This window comes from Shewanella sp. 0m-8, from assembly GCF_052977265.1.
The window spans coordinates 44,139-63,423 of sequence record NZ_JBRIMB010000019.1; the positions used below are offsets into that span (position 1 = coordinate 44,139).

The 19,285-nt window shown below is 44.6% G+C and carries 12 protein-coding genes, 1 pseudogene and 1 riboswitch; of the genes and pseudogenes, 11 read left to right on the forward strand and 2 right to left on the reverse strand.

Annotated elements, in window-relative coordinates; all coding sequences use genetic code 11:
- Nucleotides 1-54: 54 nt before the first annotated feature.
- The 7 genes and pseudogenes from ACVBIO_RS11165 to ACVBIO_RS11195 all read left to right on the forward strand — a co-directional run bounded on the left by ACVBIO_RS11165 (nucleotide 55) and on the right by ACVBIO_RS11195 (nucleotide 12,216).
- Nucleotides 55-2,640 carry an acylase gene (locus tag ACVBIO_RS11165; protein ID WP_447172616.1) on the forward strand — a complete coding sequence of 862 codons (2,586 nt, stop codon included), beginning with the start codon at nucleotides 55-57 and terminating at the stop codon, nucleotides 2,638-2,640.
- A 338-nt stretch (nucleotides 2,641-2,978) separates the two neighbouring features.
- The gene (locus ACVBIO_RS11170) at nucleotides 2,979-3,467 is read left to right on the forward strand and encodes a hypothetical protein (protein WP_447159485.1); all 489 of its coding nucleotides are present in this window, start codon (nucleotides 2,979-2,981) and stop codon (nucleotides 3,465-3,467) included.
- Between the two features lie 434 nt (nucleotides 3,468-3,901).
- Nucleotides 3,902-4,459, forward strand: a pseudogene (locus ACVBIO_RS11175) (NAD(P)H-dependent oxidoreductase).
- Nucleotides 4,460-4,480: 21 nt separating this feature from the next.
- On the forward strand, nucleotides 4,481-5,728 hold the full coding sequence (locus ACVBIO_RS11180) for a NupC/NupG family nucleoside CNT transporter (RefSeq protein WP_447159483.1): 1,248 nt from the start codon (nucleotides 4,481-4,483) through the stop codon (nucleotides 5,726-5,728).
- A gap of 313 nt (nucleotides 5,729-6,041) precedes the next feature.
- Nucleotides 6,042-6,704 (forward strand): DUF2076 domain-containing protein, encoded by a 663-nt coding sequence (locus tag ACVBIO_RS11185; RefSeq protein ID WP_447159482.1) that lies wholly within the window; start codon nucleotides 6,042-6,044, stop codon nucleotides 6,702-6,704.
- A 283-nt stretch (nucleotides 6,705-6,987) separates the two neighbouring features.
- A complete protein-coding gene (locus tag ACVBIO_RS11190) occupies nucleotides 6,988-9,030 on the forward strand; it encodes a prolyl oligopeptidase family serine peptidase (RefSeq protein WP_447162960.1) in 2,043 nt (680 codons plus the stop codon).
- Nucleotides 9,031-9,447: 417 nt separating this feature from the next.
- Nucleotides 9,448-9,531, forward strand: a riboswitch (cyclic di-GMP riboswitch).
- Between the two features lie 87 nt (nucleotides 9,532-9,618).
- Nucleotides 9,619-12,216 carry a glycosyl hydrolase family 18 protein gene (locus tag ACVBIO_RS11195; RefSeq protein ID WP_447172617.1) on the forward strand — a complete coding sequence of 866 codons (2,598 nt, stop codon included), beginning with the start codon at nucleotides 9,619-9,621 and terminating at the stop codon, nucleotides 12,214-12,216.
- Between the two features lie 93 nt (nucleotides 12,217-12,309).
- On the opposite strand, the gene ACVBIO_RS11200 is transcribed toward ACVBIO_RS11195, so the two are convergent.
- Nucleotides 12,310-12,675, reverse strand: coding sequence for a DUF805 domain-containing protein (locus ACVBIO_RS11200; protein ID WP_447162962.1), 366 nt, complete (start codon nucleotides 12,673-12,675; stop codon nucleotides 12,310-12,312).
- Nucleotides 12,676-13,091: 416 nt separating this feature from the next.
- Between ACVBIO_RS11200 and ACVBIO_RS11205 the strand changes: the two genes are divergently transcribed.
- From ACVBIO_RS11205 to ACVBIO_RS11215, 3 genes are all read left to right on the forward strand, one after another.
- Nucleotides 13,092-15,656, forward strand: a complete 2,565-nt coding sequence (locus tag ACVBIO_RS11205) for a hypothetical protein (protein WP_447172618.1) — start codon at nucleotides 13,092-13,094, stop codon at nucleotides 15,654-15,656.
- Between the two features lie 47 nt (nucleotides 15,657-15,703).
- Entirely contained in the window at nucleotides 15,704-16,729 is a 1,026-nt protein-coding gene (locus ACVBIO_RS11210) for a hypothetical protein (protein ID WP_447172619.1), read from the forward strand.
- A gap of 95 nt (nucleotides 16,730-16,824) precedes the next feature.
- Nucleotides 16,825-17,037 carry a hypothetical protein gene (locus tag ACVBIO_RS11215; RefSeq protein ID WP_447159477.1) on the forward strand — a complete coding sequence of 71 codons (213 nt, stop codon included), beginning with the start codon at nucleotides 16,825-16,827 and terminating at the stop codon, nucleotides 17,035-17,037.
- Nucleotides 17,038-17,058: 21 nt separating this feature from the next.
- Here ACVBIO_RS11215 and ACVBIO_RS11220 read toward each other — a convergent pair whose 3' ends face one another.
- Nucleotides 17,059-18,141, reverse strand: a complete 1,083-nt coding sequence (locus ACVBIO_RS11220) for a linear amide C-N hydrolase (protein ID WP_447172620.1) — start codon at nucleotides 18,139-18,141, stop codon at nucleotides 17,059-17,061.
- Nucleotides 18,142-18,236: 95 nt separating this feature from the next.
- Between ACVBIO_RS11220 and ACVBIO_RS11225 the strand changes: the two genes are divergently transcribed.
- Nucleotides 18,237-19,283, forward strand: a complete 1,047-nt coding sequence (locus ACVBIO_RS11225) for a GGDEF domain-containing protein (RefSeq protein ID WP_447159475.1) — start codon at nucleotides 18,237-18,239, stop codon at nucleotides 19,281-19,283.
- The last annotated feature ends 2 nt before the right edge of the window (nucleotides 19,284-19,285 follow it).

Genomic DNA, 19,285 nt, shown 5'->3' on the forward strand with positions numbered 1-19,285 from the left:
AAAAGTATCCATCAACAATGATTGATGGAACAACACAATAAAAAGGATCTTTTAATGCGCTTAAATAAGTTAGTGCTCGCTTTGGGGATGGCTTCGACGGTTGTTTTAACCGGTTGCGGCTATGAAGAAACTGACAAAAGTGACTCACTCTTTGTACCAGAACCCACACCTGAAGTGATCCCTCCGCTGCAAGCTTTTGCTCCCGAAGGGCAGCTTAAAGCCCAAATTCGCCGCACCGCTTATGGCGTCCCCCATATCCAAGCCGACAATCTTGAAAGCTTAGGTTTTGGCAGCGGTTATGCTCAGGCTCAAGACAACTTATGTGTGCTCGCTGATGGGTTTATCAAGGCTAACTCTGAACGCTCGATGTACTTTGGCCCTCATGCTTCTATCGATTTCACCACGGGTTTGCCAACGGCTGAAGACAACGGCAACTTAATTTCAGACTTTGCCTACAAGGCACTGAAGATCCGTGAAAAAGCTGAAGCGCAATACCCAAGCTTTAGCTACAACTCACGCGCATTAATGGAAGGTTTCAGTGCTGGTTACAACCAATTTCTAGCCGACGTAGAAGCAGGGACCCAAACTGGCGAGCCATTTTGTTCAGGCCAGCCTTGGGTTAAACCTATTGATGGCGTAGATGTGGCCAACTACCTATTTTCTATCGCCTTGCTACCGGGTGCGGCTAACTTCCTTGACCTGATTTTTTACGCCAACCCCGGTGATGGTCAAGAGTACCTTCCGCGCATCGTCGGCCCAGCGCCAACTCAAGCGAAAACAGCTTTTATTCAGGACGTGAATAGCAAGTTTATTGCTTATCAAAACGCTATTAAGACACCAGAAACTAACCCTAGAGATCTCGGTTCAAATGGTTGGGGCTTAGGTAAAGATAAGACTGAAAACGGCAAAGGCATGGTGCTGGGTAATCCGCACTTCCCCCATACAGGTAACTTGCGTTTTTGGCAATCACACTTAACCATTCCTGGTCATATTGATGTCATGGGAGGCTCTTTAGTCGGTATGCCAGCAGCCATTAACATTGGCTTTAACAAAGATGTGGCGTGGACGCATACCTTCTCAACCGCTGAACACTTTGTATTGTACAATCTTGAGCTCGTTAGCGGCGATCGCATGCAATACCTGTTTGATGGTGAGGCAATGCCCATCACTAAAGAAACAGTACAGATCTTAGTCAATGGCGGCCCTGCGGGCATGTTGGTGGCAGAAAAAGATATCTACACCACACCAAAAGGCCCTATTGCAGAAGCTCCGGCTAACCAAGCGCCATTTGGTTGGGATGATGGCCAAGCCTTTATGCTGCAAGATGCCAACATGGCTAACAAAGATCCAATCGATCATTGGTTAGCCATGAACCGCGCAACCAACAAAGATGAGTTCCAGCAGGCCTTTAAAGATTACGATGGCGTGATTTTTAATAACACCATGTATGCCGATAAAGACGGTAACACTTTCTATATTGATGACTCGACCGTTCCGGGCTTATCTGGGATCGCCATTAGCCTATTAAAATCAAACCCCGATATTATTGCCGCACGACAGCAAGCTGGGTTTACGATTTTACCGGGCAATGCCTCTATGTTTGCCTTTGACAAGCCAATGGCCTACGAGCACGCCCCTAAGCTTGAGCGTAGTGACTTTGTGCAAAACTCTAACAACTCATTTTGGTCAACCAACCTGGAAGCGCCGCTTGAAGGTTACTCTGCAATGTACGGCCCTGAGCGTGGGCAACAGTCTCTACGTACCCGTATGGCGCTTAAGCTGATGAGCGAGGCTGCTGGTGAAGACGGTAAATTTAATATCGACGAGCTAGAAGCTGCTGCACTGGCTAATGACATCTATCTTGATAGCTTGGTATTTACTGACTTAATTGCTCAGTGTGAAGCTCAAGGTAGCGATCCAGTGGTGGTCAGCCCGACTCAATCTAAAGATATCAGTGCTGCCTGCGCAGCGTTAAAGCAATGGAACGGTAAGCAAGATAACGACAGCATTGCTGGTGCACTTGTACGTGAGTTTGCCCACCAGTTTGATCAAGCAAGTATGTTGACTGTCCCATTTGATGCCAATAATGCCGCCACTACGCCAAATAGCTTAGCCACAGATGGCAGTGCATTAGTGGCGCTAGCCAAAGCAGCGTTAAACGTAGAAGCTGCAGGTTTTAATGTTGATGCCGCAATGGGCACTGTGCAATTTGTTGAAAAGTCATTACCCGATGGCACACCATCAGGCACCAAGCTACCTTGGCCCGGTACCCATAATGCAGAAGGCGGATTTAATGTATTCTCAACCCGTTTATCGGGTGACGATACGTTAGTACCTCAGCATGAGTATGCCGCGGTGATGGACGCCGTTACCGGCAAACCACTCGCATCGGGTCTATCTGAGCAAGGCTATGCAATTCGTTATGGGTCAAGCTGGATGATGGCGGTGAGCTTTACCGATCAAGGCCCTGTGGCTAAAGGCATCTTAACTTACTCGCAATCGAGCAATATTATGAGCCCGCAGTTTAATGACCAAAGTGAGCTTTACTCAAACAGTAAGCAATTCCGTCCTTTCTTGTTTAATGAAAGCGATATTGCCGCTGCAGTTGAGTCAACGATTGAGCTAAGCGCGCAGAAGTAATAACACGCAAAAGTCAGCACTCTGTAACAAGCTAAATACAGATTCTCGTCGCGATACAGAGGGGATAAACTGAGGTTTATCCCCTTTTACTAGGTAAAGCATCACCGCCTAAAACAATAGCGCTACAGCTAAGTCCTTGTACTACAAGCGCTAGCCTCTTCTTTCATTCCCATATACAACACAGAGTCATCCTTGTTGTTCGCTATTCAATTGAATGCTTAATTTTCAATAACTTAATTACACTCCAAAACTTGCTGAAACACATATTCAAGTGCATGATTTGCTCAAGTGTAGTGAGAACACTTTGGCAATAAAGAATATGCGACAAGGAGTGCACCATGCATCTTCAGCTCTGGATTAGCCCAGTATTAGTAACTATCGGCTTGCTGTTTTTATCGGTAAATACTCAAGCAACTACCAAAACGACTACAGCTATCGATAAGCCTGCCACCACGATTAACTTAAATAAGTATCTTGGTGGTTCTCAGGGAAAACTCAAAGAAAAATCGGCTCTTATCTTTAAATTTGGTAATGGCAGCGCTAACAATACCTGCAGTATTATCACTACAGATAATTACCTTAGACACGCTAAAAATCGCTTAGAGAATATCAATCTAAGTGAGTCTAATTTTTACTTTGATTGTTTATGGAATGGCACTTATTACTTTTTGTCGAATCGCGTTCGGACCTATGCTGAAGTGATCATCAAACAACCCGATAGCCAATTTCCAATGTCGATGCACATCGAAGCTAAACTGGTCAGTCTGACGGGAGAGCAAGCTAACATCATCAGTGGCGATATCTCATTAAGAAACACGCTCAATTAGTCTCAAAACCATACCTTGAACAGCGATAAAATCACAACTAACTCGCTCAAGACATCTATTAGCCATAATTAATAACTAGCTAATTAACAAACTAATAAATAAGACTTTTATAAAATTGCACGAGCCAAAACCTGTCGATTTACCTGCAAAACATGCATGCATCACACTCAACTTGGCGCCTAAATGTGACTCCAATACCAATAACTCATTAAGCCAATCTACTTTACTTGGCCGCTATGCAATATTAGCGCGCCGTAGATCTAGACCTAAAAAATAAAACGCTTATAACCCCAATGTATAAACCTGATTTTTAATAGGGTTTATCACTTTGTTTTATAAAGCGATAGGTGGCCTCATACCTAAAAAACTGAGGAGACTGCGCGCACTTTAACATTACTTTTTGACTAATTTTAAGTGTAGAAAACATGAAAGACATGACGAGTAACATACTGCTTATTTCGGGCCATCCCGATCTCAGTCGCTCCGTTGCTAACACCGAAATTCTTAAACGGCTCGATACAACAAGCCTGTTTACGATCCATAAACTCGATGAGGCCTGCCCCAGCTATCAGATTAACATCCAAGCTGAACAAGCATTACTGAGCCAAGCCGATATTATCGTGTTCCAGTTTCCCCTTTACTGGTCCACCTAACCCGCTTTAATGAAGCTTTGGTTTGATGAAGTATTTACCTACAACTTCGCCTTCGGCCCTGAAGGAGACAAGCTAAAACACAAGAAAGTGATTCTATCTATCACCTGTGGCGCAACCGCGAGCTCCTATCAGCCAGGAGAGTTTAACTTCTTGCCTCTAGAGCAGTATTTACAAGCCGCTGTGCACCCTATCAAAGCTGCACAAATGGAGATTGTCGATACGGTTATCACCTTTGAAATGAATTCAACATCTGATGAGGGTGGCGATCAAAATACCGTTATGCAATTGGCTCAACAACATGTTGAGCGCTTAACCAACGTAATCAACCAACTGAATTAATCATAAATAGGTCCTCTTATAATGTTGCAATCTCTATTAGGCATCACAGCCCTGTTAGTTGTGGGTTATCTTTTTTGTAATGCTAAAAAACAAGTCAACTGGCGTACAGTCGGTGGCGCACTCATTATTCAGCTCGCCATTGCAGGCTTTGTATTAGCCACCAGCTTTGGCGCTAACGTATTATTAGCCGTTTCAAATGGCGTCGCCAACGTGCTTGGCTTTGCAGCTAAAGGCATTAGTTTCGTATTCGGCAACTTAGTCACCTTCCAGGTTGAAAACTTAGGCTTTATCTTTGCTTTCCAGGTATTGCCAGCCATTATCTTCACCGCATCATTAGTCAGCTTGCTGCACTACATGGGCATCATGACCTTTGTTGTTAAGGTACTCGGCGGCGGACTGCAAAAGGCTATTGGCTCTTCCAAGGCTGAATCAATGAACGCTATCGCCAACACAGTATGCGGCCAAACTGAAGCGCCTCTATTTGTTAAACCTTGGCACCCTCACCTAACCAAATCAGAAATTTTTGCCATCATGGTCGGTGGTTTAGCCTCCATTGCAGGCTCTGTATTAGCAGGTCTTGCAGGCATGGGCGTCGAAGTTCGCTACTTAGTTATGGCGTGCTTTATGAGTGCGCCTGCGGGTCTGTTATTTGCAAAGTTGATGATCCCTGAAACAGAGCAGCCAGTGAATGATGTCCCTGCTCTGCCTGATAATGAAAAGCCATCTAATTTTATCGATGCGATTGCTAAAGGCGCCATTGCCGGTATGCAAATTGCCGCGGTAGTGGGCGCAATTTTGATTGCCTGTATCGGCTTAATGGCCATGCTAAACAGCATGATTGGCTGGGCTGGCGGACTATTTGGCTTTAAAGACGTAACACTTGAACTATTGATGGGTTACGCATTTTCACCCATCGCTTGGTTAATTGGTGTACCTTGGGCTGAAGCCAATGTTGCCGGTAACTTTATTGCGCAAAAACTCGTACTAAACGAGTTTGTGGCCTACGCAGGTTTTGCGCCTTATATATCTGGTGAAACTGTGGTTGCCGCAACAGGTGAAGTGATGTCACCGAAATCGGTGGCGATTATTACCGTGGCTCTATGTGGTTTCGCTAACATCGGCTCTGTGTCTATGGTGGTTGCAGCGCTCAGCACTATGATCCCAAATAAGTCTAGCTACATTGCGTCTGTCGGTATGAAAGTGCTACTAGCAGCGACGCTGGCAAACCTATTATCAGCAACCGTTGTGGGTCTGTTTATGTCTTTTTAAAATCACCTTTTCATTCAATCTCAACACTCAAGATTGAATGAAATAACAGATGGCAACCGGAGCGATTGCGGTTGCCATACTCTTCTCTTCAGCAAATCTACCTCTACTTACCTCAATCCCCTGCTGTTTTTTAGATAAAATTCTCTTAATCTTTGTAAGTATTTAAAGCTGCTTGTTTGTTAAATGTTGTTAACTGATAGTTATTCAAGCTATTGATTAGCTAATCAATTATTAGTGATACGCAGGATGTGAACCTTAGGCTAGGATGCGCGTCAAATACGTAAAGACGTATCCTTACATTAGGAATTGAAACATGACTCCGCAAGAACAAGAACTAATCCAAAACGTAGCCAATAAATTAAAGGCTAGCCCAAACAAGCCAAAAGATGCAGAAGCTGAAAGCCTAATCGGCCAAGAGATCGCATCTCAAGAAGATATCGTTTACAAGCTAACTCAAGCGGTCATCGTGCAAGAGATGGCGCTTAAAGATATGAAGTCAAAAAATGACTTCTTAGAATCACAAGTTGAGCACTTCAGAAAAGAATCAGAGCGCGGCACATTAAGCCGTATGATGGGCGGTACTAACCCAGCGCCAGTGCAGCCTCAACCTGTACGTCAGCCAAGTGCTTTTGGTAGCTTTATGCAAACTGCTGCCGGTGTTGCAGCGGGTATGGTTGCCGGTAACCTTATTAGCAATGCACTATTTGGTGGTGAAGATACTGCAACTGCAGAAGCAACGCCAGAAGTTGCTCCTGAAGCTGCTGCAGAAACTGAAGCGCCAACAGAAACTGCAGCTGCTGATACCGCTGCGCCAGAAGAAGCTGGTTCTAGCTTCTTAGATGACAACTCAGGTTTCGCTTCTGAGTATGCGAGTGAAGACACCTTTGCTAACACCGGTTTTGGTGGTGATGAAAGCTTTGGCGGCTTTGATGACGGCGGTTTCGGTGATTTTGGTGGCGATGACGAAGATTTTTAATCTCGCTTAATCGCAGCTAGCATCATAGCTAAAAGCGCAAAAGATAATGGCGGCTGAACTCAAGGTTCAGCCGCCATTTCTATTTGAGTCTCACTCTCTTCTCAATTCTGTTTCTATTCCCTGTAATTAATCTTGGCTTAAATCAGTTGTGTAACCATCTGCAACAGCCTTTTGATATTGATATCCTTTTTGTAATATTGGCAGCTATACTAGCCTCGCCAGTAACAAGCTGGTTAAAACACTAATAAAAAACTCAACAAATTGCTCTCAAGGAGAACCACTCGTGAAGAAAGCCGGGATCCTGTTGCTGTGTATGCTTATGCCAATGGCAAGCGCATTTGCAGAACAAACCAAACCGCTTTCGGTTGATGTGCTGTGGCAACTTAACCGTATAGGCAGTCCAATTATTTCACCGCAGGGCGACAAAATTATCGCGCCTGTTACCCAATATGATGTACCGGAAGATAAAGGCTCTACCCAGCTTTGGTTATTTAACAAAGACGGCGATAGCCAACAAGCATTAACCGCTAAAGGCATGCGCGCAAGCGAAGCCACTTTTTCCCCTGACGGTAAAACACTGGCTTTTATCAGCAAGCGTGACGACGATGAAGCAGGTCAAGTATACCTGCTGCCAATGAACGGCCCAGGCGAAGCACAAAAGCTTACTGATGTGCCAGGCGGCGTATATGGTATGAGGTGGGTTGGCAAACACATCTACTTTATTAGCCGTATTTTCCCAGGCAAAAACTGGGATGAAATGATTGCTCAGCTAAAAGCAGACAAAGACAATAAGGTATCGGCTCACCAATGGAACGCTCTGCCCTATTCAAGCTTTGACCACTGGATTGATGAAGACCGTGAAGCGCACGTGTTTCGTATCCCTGCTGTAGGCGGTGAAATCGAAGCTATTACTCAGCCATTAAAACAGCAGCTACCGCGTTCATCACAAAGCGCCTCAAGCTACGATATCGCGCCAAATGAGCAGTGGATTGCCTTTACCGCTAACGGCTGGGATGCCTCACTTAAAACCCGTGAAGTCGACCCAAAGATTGATATCTTCTTAGCTAAAATCGGCAGCGGTAACGCCCAAAACCTAACACCAGATAATGAAGCGCCAAACAGCAATCCGCAGTTTAGCCCTAACGGCAAAACCTTAGCCTTTACTCAGCAACTTATTCACGGTTTCTATGCTGATACATCACGTCTCGTCTTGATGGATATGAAAAAGCGTCAACCCAAAGTGATTAACGACACTTGGGATCGCTCAGTATCACGCTTTGGCTGGACTCAAGACAGCAAAGGCTTTTACGCCGCAATTGATGATGCAGCCACCAGCCGTATTTATCATATCAATGCTAACAACGGCAAAGTAAAAGCCATTACCAAAGACACTAACTTTGGTAAACCTGTGATGGCAAAAGACGGCACTATCGTTGCGACTAACGACAGCTTTTTATATCCAGCACGTCTAGTCACTATTAATCCACGCAACGGTAAAACCACCCGTTTAGATAGTTTCAACGATGACATTCTTGCTGATGTCGATATGGGCACTTACGAGTCGGTAACCTACAAAGGCTATAACGACCAAGATATACAGATGTGGGTACACTACCCACCGGGGTTCGATCGCAGTAAAAAATACCCGCTAATGATGCTGATTCACGGCGGCCCACACAGCGCGATTACCGATGGTTTCCACTACCGCTGGAACGCGCAAACCTTTGCTTCTTGGGGTTATGTCACTGCATGGCCAAATTTTCATGGTTCAAGTGGTTTTGGCCAAGAGTTTGCCGATAGCATCAACCCTGACTGGAAGAACAAATCACTTGAAGATGTATTTAAAGCTACGGATTGGTTTAAACAGCAAGAGTGGATCGACAGCGAGCGTTTAGTGGCTGGGGGCGCAAGTTACGGCGGTTACTTAACCTCGATAATCTTGGGCCAAGAGCATCCGTTTAATGCCTTGATGATCCACGCAGCGGTGTACAACATGTACTCGCAAATGGCAGCAGATTTCTCGGTCCATAGTACTCGCTTTGGTAACTACTGGGAAAAGCCTGAGATCTACAAAGCGATCTCGCCGCACTACTTTGCCGAGAATTTTAACACCCCAACTTTGGTGATCCACGGTCAGCTTGATTACCGCGTACCTGTAGGACAAGGTTTTGAGCTGTTCCGCACCTTACAAACCCGTGGCGTCGAATCTAAAATGATCTATTTTCCTGATGAGAATCACTGGATCATGAAGCCAAATAACTCTATCTATTGGTACAACCAAGTAGAAGACTGGATGACCCGCTTTGCCGAGCCTGGCGGACGTTAATCTGCGCTTTAAGTAACTAAGGGCTGCCAAATGGCAGCCTTTTTATTAACCCAAATCGGTCACAAATACATTGAAGGTAAATGATTTTCATCAGGCTTACATCATCATATCGCCCAGAGTAAGGATATTCTCATGCTGTTAAGGCTTTGGTTAAAAGAATATTTTTAGTGACCAGTTTTTGGCGCTTGCCGTTTATTAAAGCCATCACTAATTTAGCGAAGCGACTTTACTTAAAATAATCTCAATAAAATCAATATCAAACATCAATTACAAGCGCATACTCATTGCCTCCCCTCCAGGCTAAACATGTCAACCTATTGGCACGCAAAGCACGGTAAACCCTATATTTTCAACAGCTTATTGCGTTTATTATTTTTAGCATTATGCTACATGCCAGTCAGCACACTAGACTGACTAAAAAGACAAAGGCAAACCAGTAGAAATGCTGGGACGCAAAGCTTCCGGTCTAAGGGAATTTCCTAAGATAGCGGGGACGCCAACCATAAGTTAGCACCAATACTCTTGGCGCTAGTTTAACTGTGCTCATGCTTTGTTTGCCTTATTGAAAACTCAATAAGGAGCACTCTCTTGCAAGCTAAACTTTCAATATCCACATTAGTGGTTTCTTCACTGCTCGCGGCTAACAGCTATGCTGCGCTGCCAGGCACACCAAGCTTAGGCTGGGGTGAATCACAATTCTCAATCATCGAAGTCGACCAATCTGCAACGGCTTACAATAAACTAATAAAAGTCAAAGACGCTGCTGATGTGTCGGTTAACTGGAACCTTTGGAACGGTGACTTCGGTGACCTTGCTAAGGTATTTTTAGACGGTAATGAAGTTTGGCAAGGCCCCGCCGCCGCGTCAGGTGAAGCCACATTTAAAGTGAGCAAAGGTGGCCGCTATCAAATGCAGGTTGGCCTATGTAATGCTGATGGCTGCTCAATGAGTACCAGCAAAGAAATTGTGGTTGCAGATACCGACGGTAGCCACCTAAAACCGCTCAATGCCCCGATGCTTGAAAACAACCGTCCATACCAAAATAAGACAGGTAAAGTCGTCGGTACTTATTACGTTGAATGGGGCGTATACGACCGTAAGTTCCCGGTTGAAAAAATGCCCGCGCAAAACTTAACTCACGTATTGTATGGCTTTACGCCAATCTGTGGTGGTGACGGTATCAACGACAGCTTAAAAACTATCGAAGGCAGTTTCCAAGCGTTGCAACGTGCCTGTGAAGGTCGCGAAGATTTTAAAGTCGCAATCCATGATCCATGGGCGGCGATTCAAATGTCACAATCAGGTCTTTCAGGCTGGAACGAGCCTTACAAAGGTAACTTCGGCGCGTTAATGGCACTTAAGCAAGCGCAACCTGACTTAGTAATCTTGCCATCAATCGGCGGCTGGACCTTGTCAGATCCCTTCTTCTTCTTTGATGACAAAGCTAAGCGTGCCACGTTCATTGAGTCAGCTCGTGAATTCCTATTAACGTGGAAGTTCTTCGACGGTCTAGATATCGACTGGGAATTCCCAGGTGGCGGCGGCGCTAACCCTAACCTAGGTAGCAGCAAAGACGGCGAAACCTACGTAACCTTGATGCGTGAACTGCGCGCAATGCTTGACGAGTTAAGCGCTGAAACAGGCCGTACTTACCAGCTAACATCGGCTATCAACGTCGGTTATGACAAGTTAGCGGCCGTGAATTACGCCGACGCTCAGCAGTACATGGACTACATCTTTATGATGGGCTATGACTTCAATGGCGCATGGCAGAACACAGATTTAGGCCATCAGACTGCCCTTTACGATGGTCACTGGCAAGAAAACACTAAGTACACCGCCGATAAAGGCACGCGTATCTTACTAGAGCAAGGCGTTGATCCCGCTAAACTGGTTCTAGGCGTGGCTAAGTATGGCCGCGGCTGGACGGGCGTCAGCGATTACAGCAATGGCAATCCATTTACTGGTACTGCCACAGGTCCTATCAAAGGTACTTGGGAAGATGGCGTTATTGATTACCGCGACATCGTTAATAACCACATGAGCCCAGAGTGGGAATATGGTTACGACACTGCAGCTGAAGCGCCTTACCTATTTAAAGCCTCAAGCGGTGATTTAATCACTTATGATGATGAGCGTTCGGTTAAAGCCAAAGGCCAATATGTATTAGACAATCAACTTGCTGGTATTTTCTCTTGGGAAATTGATGCCGATAACGGTGATTTACTTAATGCTATGCACGAAGGCTTAGGTCACGGTGAAGGCACGACGCCACCTGTAAACAAAGCGCCGATTGCTAACGCCGGTGCTGATATCACAGTAACGGGCCCGGCAGATGCCGAGCTAAACGGTGGCAACTCTCGAGATCCTGAAAACAGCGCATTAACTTATCTGTGGACTCAAGTCTCTGGCCCTGCGCTAACCATCAGCAACAACGATAGCGCCATTGCCAATATCGAGTTAGAACTCGTTGAGCTTGATACTGAATATGAATTTAGCCTGACAGTGACCGATATCGAAGGCTTGTCAGCAACAGATACCATCACTGTGACCAATAAAGCCCCTGCAGCTAACCAAGCACCAAGCGTAAGCTTAGTGGCGAGTGTTGCAGTGGAATCTGCTAAGAAAGTAAGCCTAAATGCAAAAGCGGCTGACGCAGATGGTGACGCGTTAACTTATGCTTGGACCGTACCAGCTGATATAGCCTTTACAGGTCAAGGCAGCCATAGCATTACGATGACTGCGCCAAGGGTAACAGAGGCAACTGAGTTTAGCGTTTCTGTAACTGTGTCTGACGGCAGCTTAGATGCCAGCGCCTCAAGCTTGGTAAAAGTGAACGTTAAAGATGATGGCGGTGATAACGGCTGCGGCGCAACCGATCCAGATGCCGCTAACCACCCTGCGTGGCAATCAGCTAGCGTTTACACAGGTGGTGATACCGTTAGTCACGACAACCTAGTTTGGCAAGCTAAATATTGGACTCAAGGTAATACGCCATCGCGTACTGCAGACCAATGGTTATTAGTCAGCAATGTACAGCTTGGCTGGAGCAATGGCGTGGCCTATAACGGCAACGACATCACTATGCACAACGGCCGTCAATGGCAAGCAAAGTGGTGGACAAAAGGCGATGAGCCTGGCGTTGCCAGTGTATGGGTAGATAAAGGCGCTGCAGGCTGTAAATAAGCCCTAGCCAGCCATGGGTGCAAAGCACTCACAAAAATGCCTGTCACACATTCTGACAGGCATTTTTATTTACGCGCTAACTCTACAACAGTATTAAGCCAGTTTAGGGTTGCAGCCCCACTTATTGTCTTCAGTCTTGCTATCAAGCACAAAGAAAATCAACAGGATTATCGCACCAATAAATGGGATCAATAAGATCAGCAACCACCAACCACTCTTGTTGATGTCATGCAGACGACGAACGGATAGCGCAAGGCCTGGAATAAATACCGCTAGCGCATACAAGCCGCTAAACAGTCCCAATCCGGTTTCTAAATTCATGGTACCAAACAGGGTATCAAGCACTGATAGAACAATACTGAAGATAATATTGAATAAGGCAAACATCCAATATTCTTTACGTCTTGAGCGGCCTGAAAAATCAAAATATTTTTTAAAAGCAAGAAGATACCAATCCATGTATAGTTCCTTTTTATGATGACGATAAATATCGTATTAGCACGCATAGTAAACAATCAAAAGCCACAGTTTCAAGCCCCATAAGATAACTAAGTTAAGATAGCTAAAATAAAAGAACTAAAATAAGGTCACTATTTTAGTTCAGTTTAATCTAGATATGACTCGGGGTAGCTGATAGTTCAATCGGTACCATTCATATACAGAAGACCACGCATTCATCAAGCTATCGCATTGCATCGAATGAATTTTCGCCAGCAACAAGCACGTTGTGCCACTGTCATCACACATTTCCAGTTATAAAGTAACTTTATTAGCTAAACCTCTACTATCAAACAATAAATCAGTTAACCTCCCATGTAAATATCGTCGGCATTCCAGCATATTTGGAATGGATTCAATGTTAATAGGACAGAAGTATGGACGCATTCAGCCACCTGCAAGTTATCGAGTTTAACCGCCACCAAGCCACTAGCATCGAGCAAGCCTTACAAATCTATCAAGCCAAACTAGAAGCTCATCAAGCCTTTGATAAAAGCGGTCGATTAAACTTGGTATTTATGGATAACAGCAGCGGCGCGCGTGAGCATCTGCAACTTGATAACCTACAAGATAAACAGCTAGCAATGAAGGCGCTGAGCCTGAATCCAGACGGCGGCTATCGAAGCAATTATATCGTTAGCAGCGACCGCGAGCTTTATCTGTCTGAAACCCTGCTATTTGCCCTCGCGCTTGAACATGAATCGCTAATACCGCAGCTGCGTATAACCGCGCAAGCCATGGTCAATTACGCCCGCTTTGAAAACGATACCAGTAAGATGTGGCTCGATGATACTCGGGTATTTGGCGCAGAACCGCTTTATATGATGGCGGCTAAAGATGCTAACGATGCAATTTATTTAGCGCAGTTTTTTATCCCATATTGGGATGATGAACATGCAACCGGCTATGAAGATATGTTGTTAAGCTTACTTGAGCAACATGGCTGGTGTGAGGCAATGATTAACGCCTTTATCTGGTGTGACAATCCACAGTTTAGATTCGCTTTCTACGGCAGTGATTGGGAGCAGCCAACCCCTAGATATCAGCCTCTTGGGGATTACTTAAAAGCTAATCCAGCGCAATACCCACGCTTTATTGAGTTAGTAAAGCAGCGCTTTAATGGCTTACCGGTCTTAGTTTATAGCGAAAATGAGCCTCTTTATAAGCAAAATCCCGTGTTGGATATCTATACCACACTACTTGCAGAGTGCTGCGGCCAACATGATGAAGATAGAAATCAGGAGCTAGCCGGGCATTTTATTAATGACAGCCTCGAAAATGAGGCGATGGATCTACAAAACCAACTCAAACTAGAACTTAACAAACCGCTGTGTTGTTATGCCGGTAGCGTTGCTCATAAGCAAGCGCTCCGATGCCAACGCGACAAGCGCGAAAAGGACCGTGATAAGTATCTCGGCGGTCTGCACATGTTCAGCGAATTTATTGCTAGCCTAGAGAATAGCCACGACCTACTCGCATACATCTCTACAGGTGAAAATCCTCAAGTACTTGATGACATTCAATCCTTTAATTTTATTAAGCACTGTAAACAGCATGCATTGTCGCTTTTCGAAACTATCGACGAAACCTGCTGGGAGATGAATAACTTTAATTCTGTGCGAGAGAACTTCCATGAACCTTTGCATTACCTAGCAAAAGATCTAATGCAAGATATAGATGATGACATGGATGAGGAAACGGTGAACGGCTTCATTCGCCGAGTCAGCATTCGCTCAGATGTTCACTCTAACAACAGCGCCAATAACAGCTCTAATAATGGCGCTGATATTGAAGCAATGACAGCAGCTAACACCCAACCACAAAGCCAAGTGCGCAGCGCGCAAACCATGCTGCGTTTTATCGATATTTTCTATCGCTTATTCGACCAGCAGCCCTTCGATGATGAACTGTGCGATATCCTGAGCGGAGAGTCTGTATACCAAGCGATTATCAGCGCTGAAGACTATTACGCTCGCTTTATGCCAATCGACGCCACAGCAAAACTTGACTCAGAAATAAGCGTAAAAGAGCGAAAATCCCTTGAGAGCCTGCTCGATGAGTATAGCGATATGGACAGTGCCGTCACTGCCGATATGCTTGAGCAAAGTGATGAGCTATTTGCTAATCGAGCCTGTTTAAACAGCCAAGATTGGCCTGAAGATGAGCTCGGCATCGATGCCCTGTGCGCATACTTACTTTTGCAAGATAAACAGCACAATCTTAATGATGACTACACTCAGGCGTTGCAAACCAAGCTGAGTGGCGTGTTTGAGCGTGCCGTTAACTTGATGCTAGAAAACGCCGATATTCTAGGCGAAGGTCCCTTTACTGAAAAAGGCTTAAACGACAGCGAGCTTGCACAGGTAAAAGGCTATTTTACTGGACCAACGCCAGAGCTAAATCAACAACAGATAATCGCGCTGTTAAACCAGCACCTTTATGGCCAAGATATCTGCCGCCAAACGGTACTCCATTTCCCTAAAATCAGCCCAATGCAGAAGAGCTATCTGTTTTTAAATGATTATGATGAAGATTATCAACGGGTGGTGCTAGCTTGTTTTTGGCTTAAACAGCTCAATAGCCCAGAAGCGTTAATCGCCAAGCGTATTTGGCAATTATTAGTCGCTATGGCGCCGATTAGAATTATCGGGCTGATGTGTAAAGCCTTTAGCGAACATACCCGCAGATGCATGTTTGACACACCGCAAGATGAAATAAACTTTTTCGATATGCTCAACAGCCATGGCATCGATAAAGCCTTCACTCAGACCTATCAAGTTGAGCAGTATATCGATAGATCATCACGCACGGATGATTACCTTAATTTAGTGGAATTAATGGGTGAGCTCGTTGATGAAGACTCTGATGTTACAGAGCCGGGCATGATAGCTGCAGCAAGACGCCAAGATGCCAAGATGCCAAGGCGTTACTGTGCGGCCTAGATTATAGTTATCAACCGATTAAGCTTAGCTTTCATAAGCATGTGGCAATGCGCTTCCCTAGCCGCCCGTTGGCACTCGATAATGAGCTACAGCAATGCCTTGAGGACTTTATCAAACTCAATAATAACTCGTGGGAACAGGTGATTGAGCGTAAGTTTAAAGATGCTACAGTGTATTTTGACTTTTTATCAGACGAAAGCGACCTACCCAAAAAACTGAGATTGCCTGTTACCCTGCACCCCAATGCCGATCTTAACCAAACTCGTCACTGTGACAAGATGAGCTGGATTAATGCCACTATCGCCCAGCATGTCGGTGACGAATTACAAATCTTAGTCGCCGACAAGAATTTCCCCCGTGACGGCAATCTTTATATCGCAGGTCAGTTACTTATCATTAATGACAGCGTCGATGCACAAAGCGTGATTAACGCCGTTGCCCAACTGCCTAGTAGTGAAGAGCGTGAACAATTACTTAAGCAAAATCTATGGGCGTACCTGCAGGGGCATTTAGCCTATGATGCCTTTGCAACTCAGTTTAGTGAATGTATAGAATACGAAACGGTTACTGGCCTAAAAGAGCGCCAAAGTCATAGTTTAGGCCAATACTTGTGGCTACTTGATGATGAACGCTGCGGCCGTTTGCTGCACTTACTGGCTAATCATAGTTATCGTAGCTACAAGATTATTTTCGAGCAGCTTGTTACCGGCTATATGGACCAGCTTGCCCTACAAGGCAAAGTGGATTTAGCCACTCGCTTAGAGTGCGATGAAGATGATTATGAACAGGCTGCGTATCAAGCAATGCTTGATTGGTTATTTAGTCATGATGTGAAGCCTGAATACCTGCTGCTGTATATGATCAAAAACTACCATCCATGCATGGCCGATTATATTGCCGCCATGGCACGCCGCGATGAAATCAAATCCTTAATGCCGTTTTTACATATTCAAACCAAGGCAGATCTAGTCGACATATTGGCTGAACAAGCAGATTGCGCCGAGCTAATGAGCCTTTTTGCCAAAGAAAAGTCACGACAAATACGCGATCGTGTAGAAGCAGTATTAAAGTAAATAGCACCAAGCTCTCAACTAACGAAGTTGGTACTTTTTTATAGTACCAACTTCGCCTAAATTGTTTTAAACCAACAAAAGTAAGGAAGTACAATATGTTAAAAGCTATTTTAATCAGTATCGTTTGCTTTGCCGCTTTTGCCGGGCTACTTCAAGGTACGCATCATCTCTATATTGCTTACGCTGACAATGAAGTCGCGTTATACGGTGTTGCGGCACTGATTTGTCTTATGTGGGCTTGCCTGATTGGTGGCTTTGTCAGCCTGGCTTATCCCACTCTAAAAAAATGGTGGCTACAACAGCGATAGTGACTTAGAGCGATATTGGCACTAAAGCAAATTCGCGTAGGGATCTTCACAGCGCTGCAAATGACTAACCATATCATCTTGAAGTTCAGGGTGATTATTAGCTGTTTGCTTGTGATTGTTGACCGAAATAAGCTGAACTTTGGCGCAATGATCAATTTCAGCGTTTGTAGCAAGCCAAACTGGCATCATATTCAGTGGGTTAATAAAGTAATATTGACCCGCTTTATGGTCACTTAAGTTCGTCCAACGCGTACACGTTGCCTCAGCCTTTTTATCTGGGTTAAAGAGAAATGGCACGGCACCGTTTTGCATCAGCGCACGGGTCTGCGCCAACACAGCAGCAGGATCTTGTGCGGCATCAGATAAGGTCAAATAAAAAGCGGCTCGCTCAAAACTTTGCGTAGGTGATGTGCCACCTGGAACGGTAAACATTGGCGTCGTGATTGCAGGCTCCGTTTGCCCCCATTGATATTGCCAATATTTTAAAATATTTAATTGGGTCGGATAATCAGGCTCATTGGTTACGATTTGATCTGCTTCCCCAGAATAGACACTCAATTGGCCTTCTTTCACTTCGATAATCGCTGATTGCCCATCTTTATCTGATATCGCAAGATGAATATTACTCGGCACTAATGCTGTCGCATTGCCCCCTTCTGGCACATTATCTTGAATTAACTGTAAATGATTATTGCGTGCATATTCGACCACAGACTTAACACTCGAAAAGCAATCTAAAATATACTGTGGCCAACGTAGTACGCTAATGTTGCCATTTTTCAATTGTGGATTAGGCTCACCATAGGTCGCTGGGGTATCGTACAACGCATTTACCACTAGACCCTTTACATTCATGCCATCAACTGTCGCATAACCTTGAATATTGTCCCCCATCACAGAGGCCACGCTGGCATACGTAGAGTGCCAGCAAAATATCGCATCAGGGCCGATATCAAGTTCATTGGCTTTCGCTACACTAAGCCCCTTCTTAGCCAACCCTTTTGGGAAATGAAATAAACTCGCCTCTATAGGCCTAAACCAGTTCATATTTCTGCCCGTTACAGGAAAGTTTGGATTGAGGTTATTTAACACTCTTAAGCACATATTAGTTCCTTTAATTGCTATTATTTTTAAATGGTTGCTTGAAATAAATCCAAAGTACAATAACATGTAGGCAACAAGGTAGGGATGGAAGTAACATGGATGCTATAGAGCTAGATAACACTCATCGGCTAAGATGCTCTGTATTAGCAGGTGTGTGTGGCTTATTAGGTGCAATAGGCTGTTTTCTCGGTATCATCAACCTATTTATTAGTGGGAAGTGGCCAGTTTTGGCCTATTTACAGTTCCTTTACAGTCTATTCTCATTCTATTTATTGTGGCGGGTGTACAACAATAAACATAAAGTTTGGCAAACTCACCTCTATGTTTCCAGTCTAACGGCCCTAGTCATCTATGCCGTTTATATCTCTGCAATCAATAGCTTTATTTTTTGTTGGGCATTAGTTCTCCCTACAGTGTATTACCTTATTCTTGGTAAAAAATATGCAAGCATTCCCATCTTTATCATGTTTATTATGGTTACCATCGATCTCATCAATAAGTATGGCCTTGCCTTAAGCCCTGTCTTAGTCAACTTTATCTGCAGTTATCTGATAATTTGGATTGTTTCTCATACCTACGAAAAAAATAGAGCCCACTCGGAAGCTGAGCTACAAAAGCTAGCCCTCAAAGATCCACTCACCCAAAGCTTTAATCGACTTGCGCTCACTAGAAAATTTGCGCTGGCTGACACGCAATCAATGAACAAAAACGATAAAAACATGCATATGCTGATCTTAGATATTGACCACTTTAAGCATATTAATGACAACTATGGCCATGAGGCTGGTGACCATATCCTTCAGCGCTGTGCCAATTTGTTAAGCAGTATAGCGGGCGATAACAATATTTTTCGTATTGGTGGAGAAGAATTTTGCGTGCTTGTTGAATCTGCTAGCAACAAAGAAGCGATTGCTTTAGCTGAGTCAATCAGAGCTCAGATAGCGAGTGCTATTTTTGTAGTACAAGATAAGAGTATAGATATAGAGGTGGGGATCACAGTCAGTATCGGTATCAGTCATTATCGCCAAGGAATGGATTTATCTCACCTGCTACGAGAGGCCGATCTATGCCTTTATCAGGCCAAAGGAAATGGTCGAGACCAAGTGGTCTACCCATTACTATCTTTACCCGTTTCAGCCTAAAT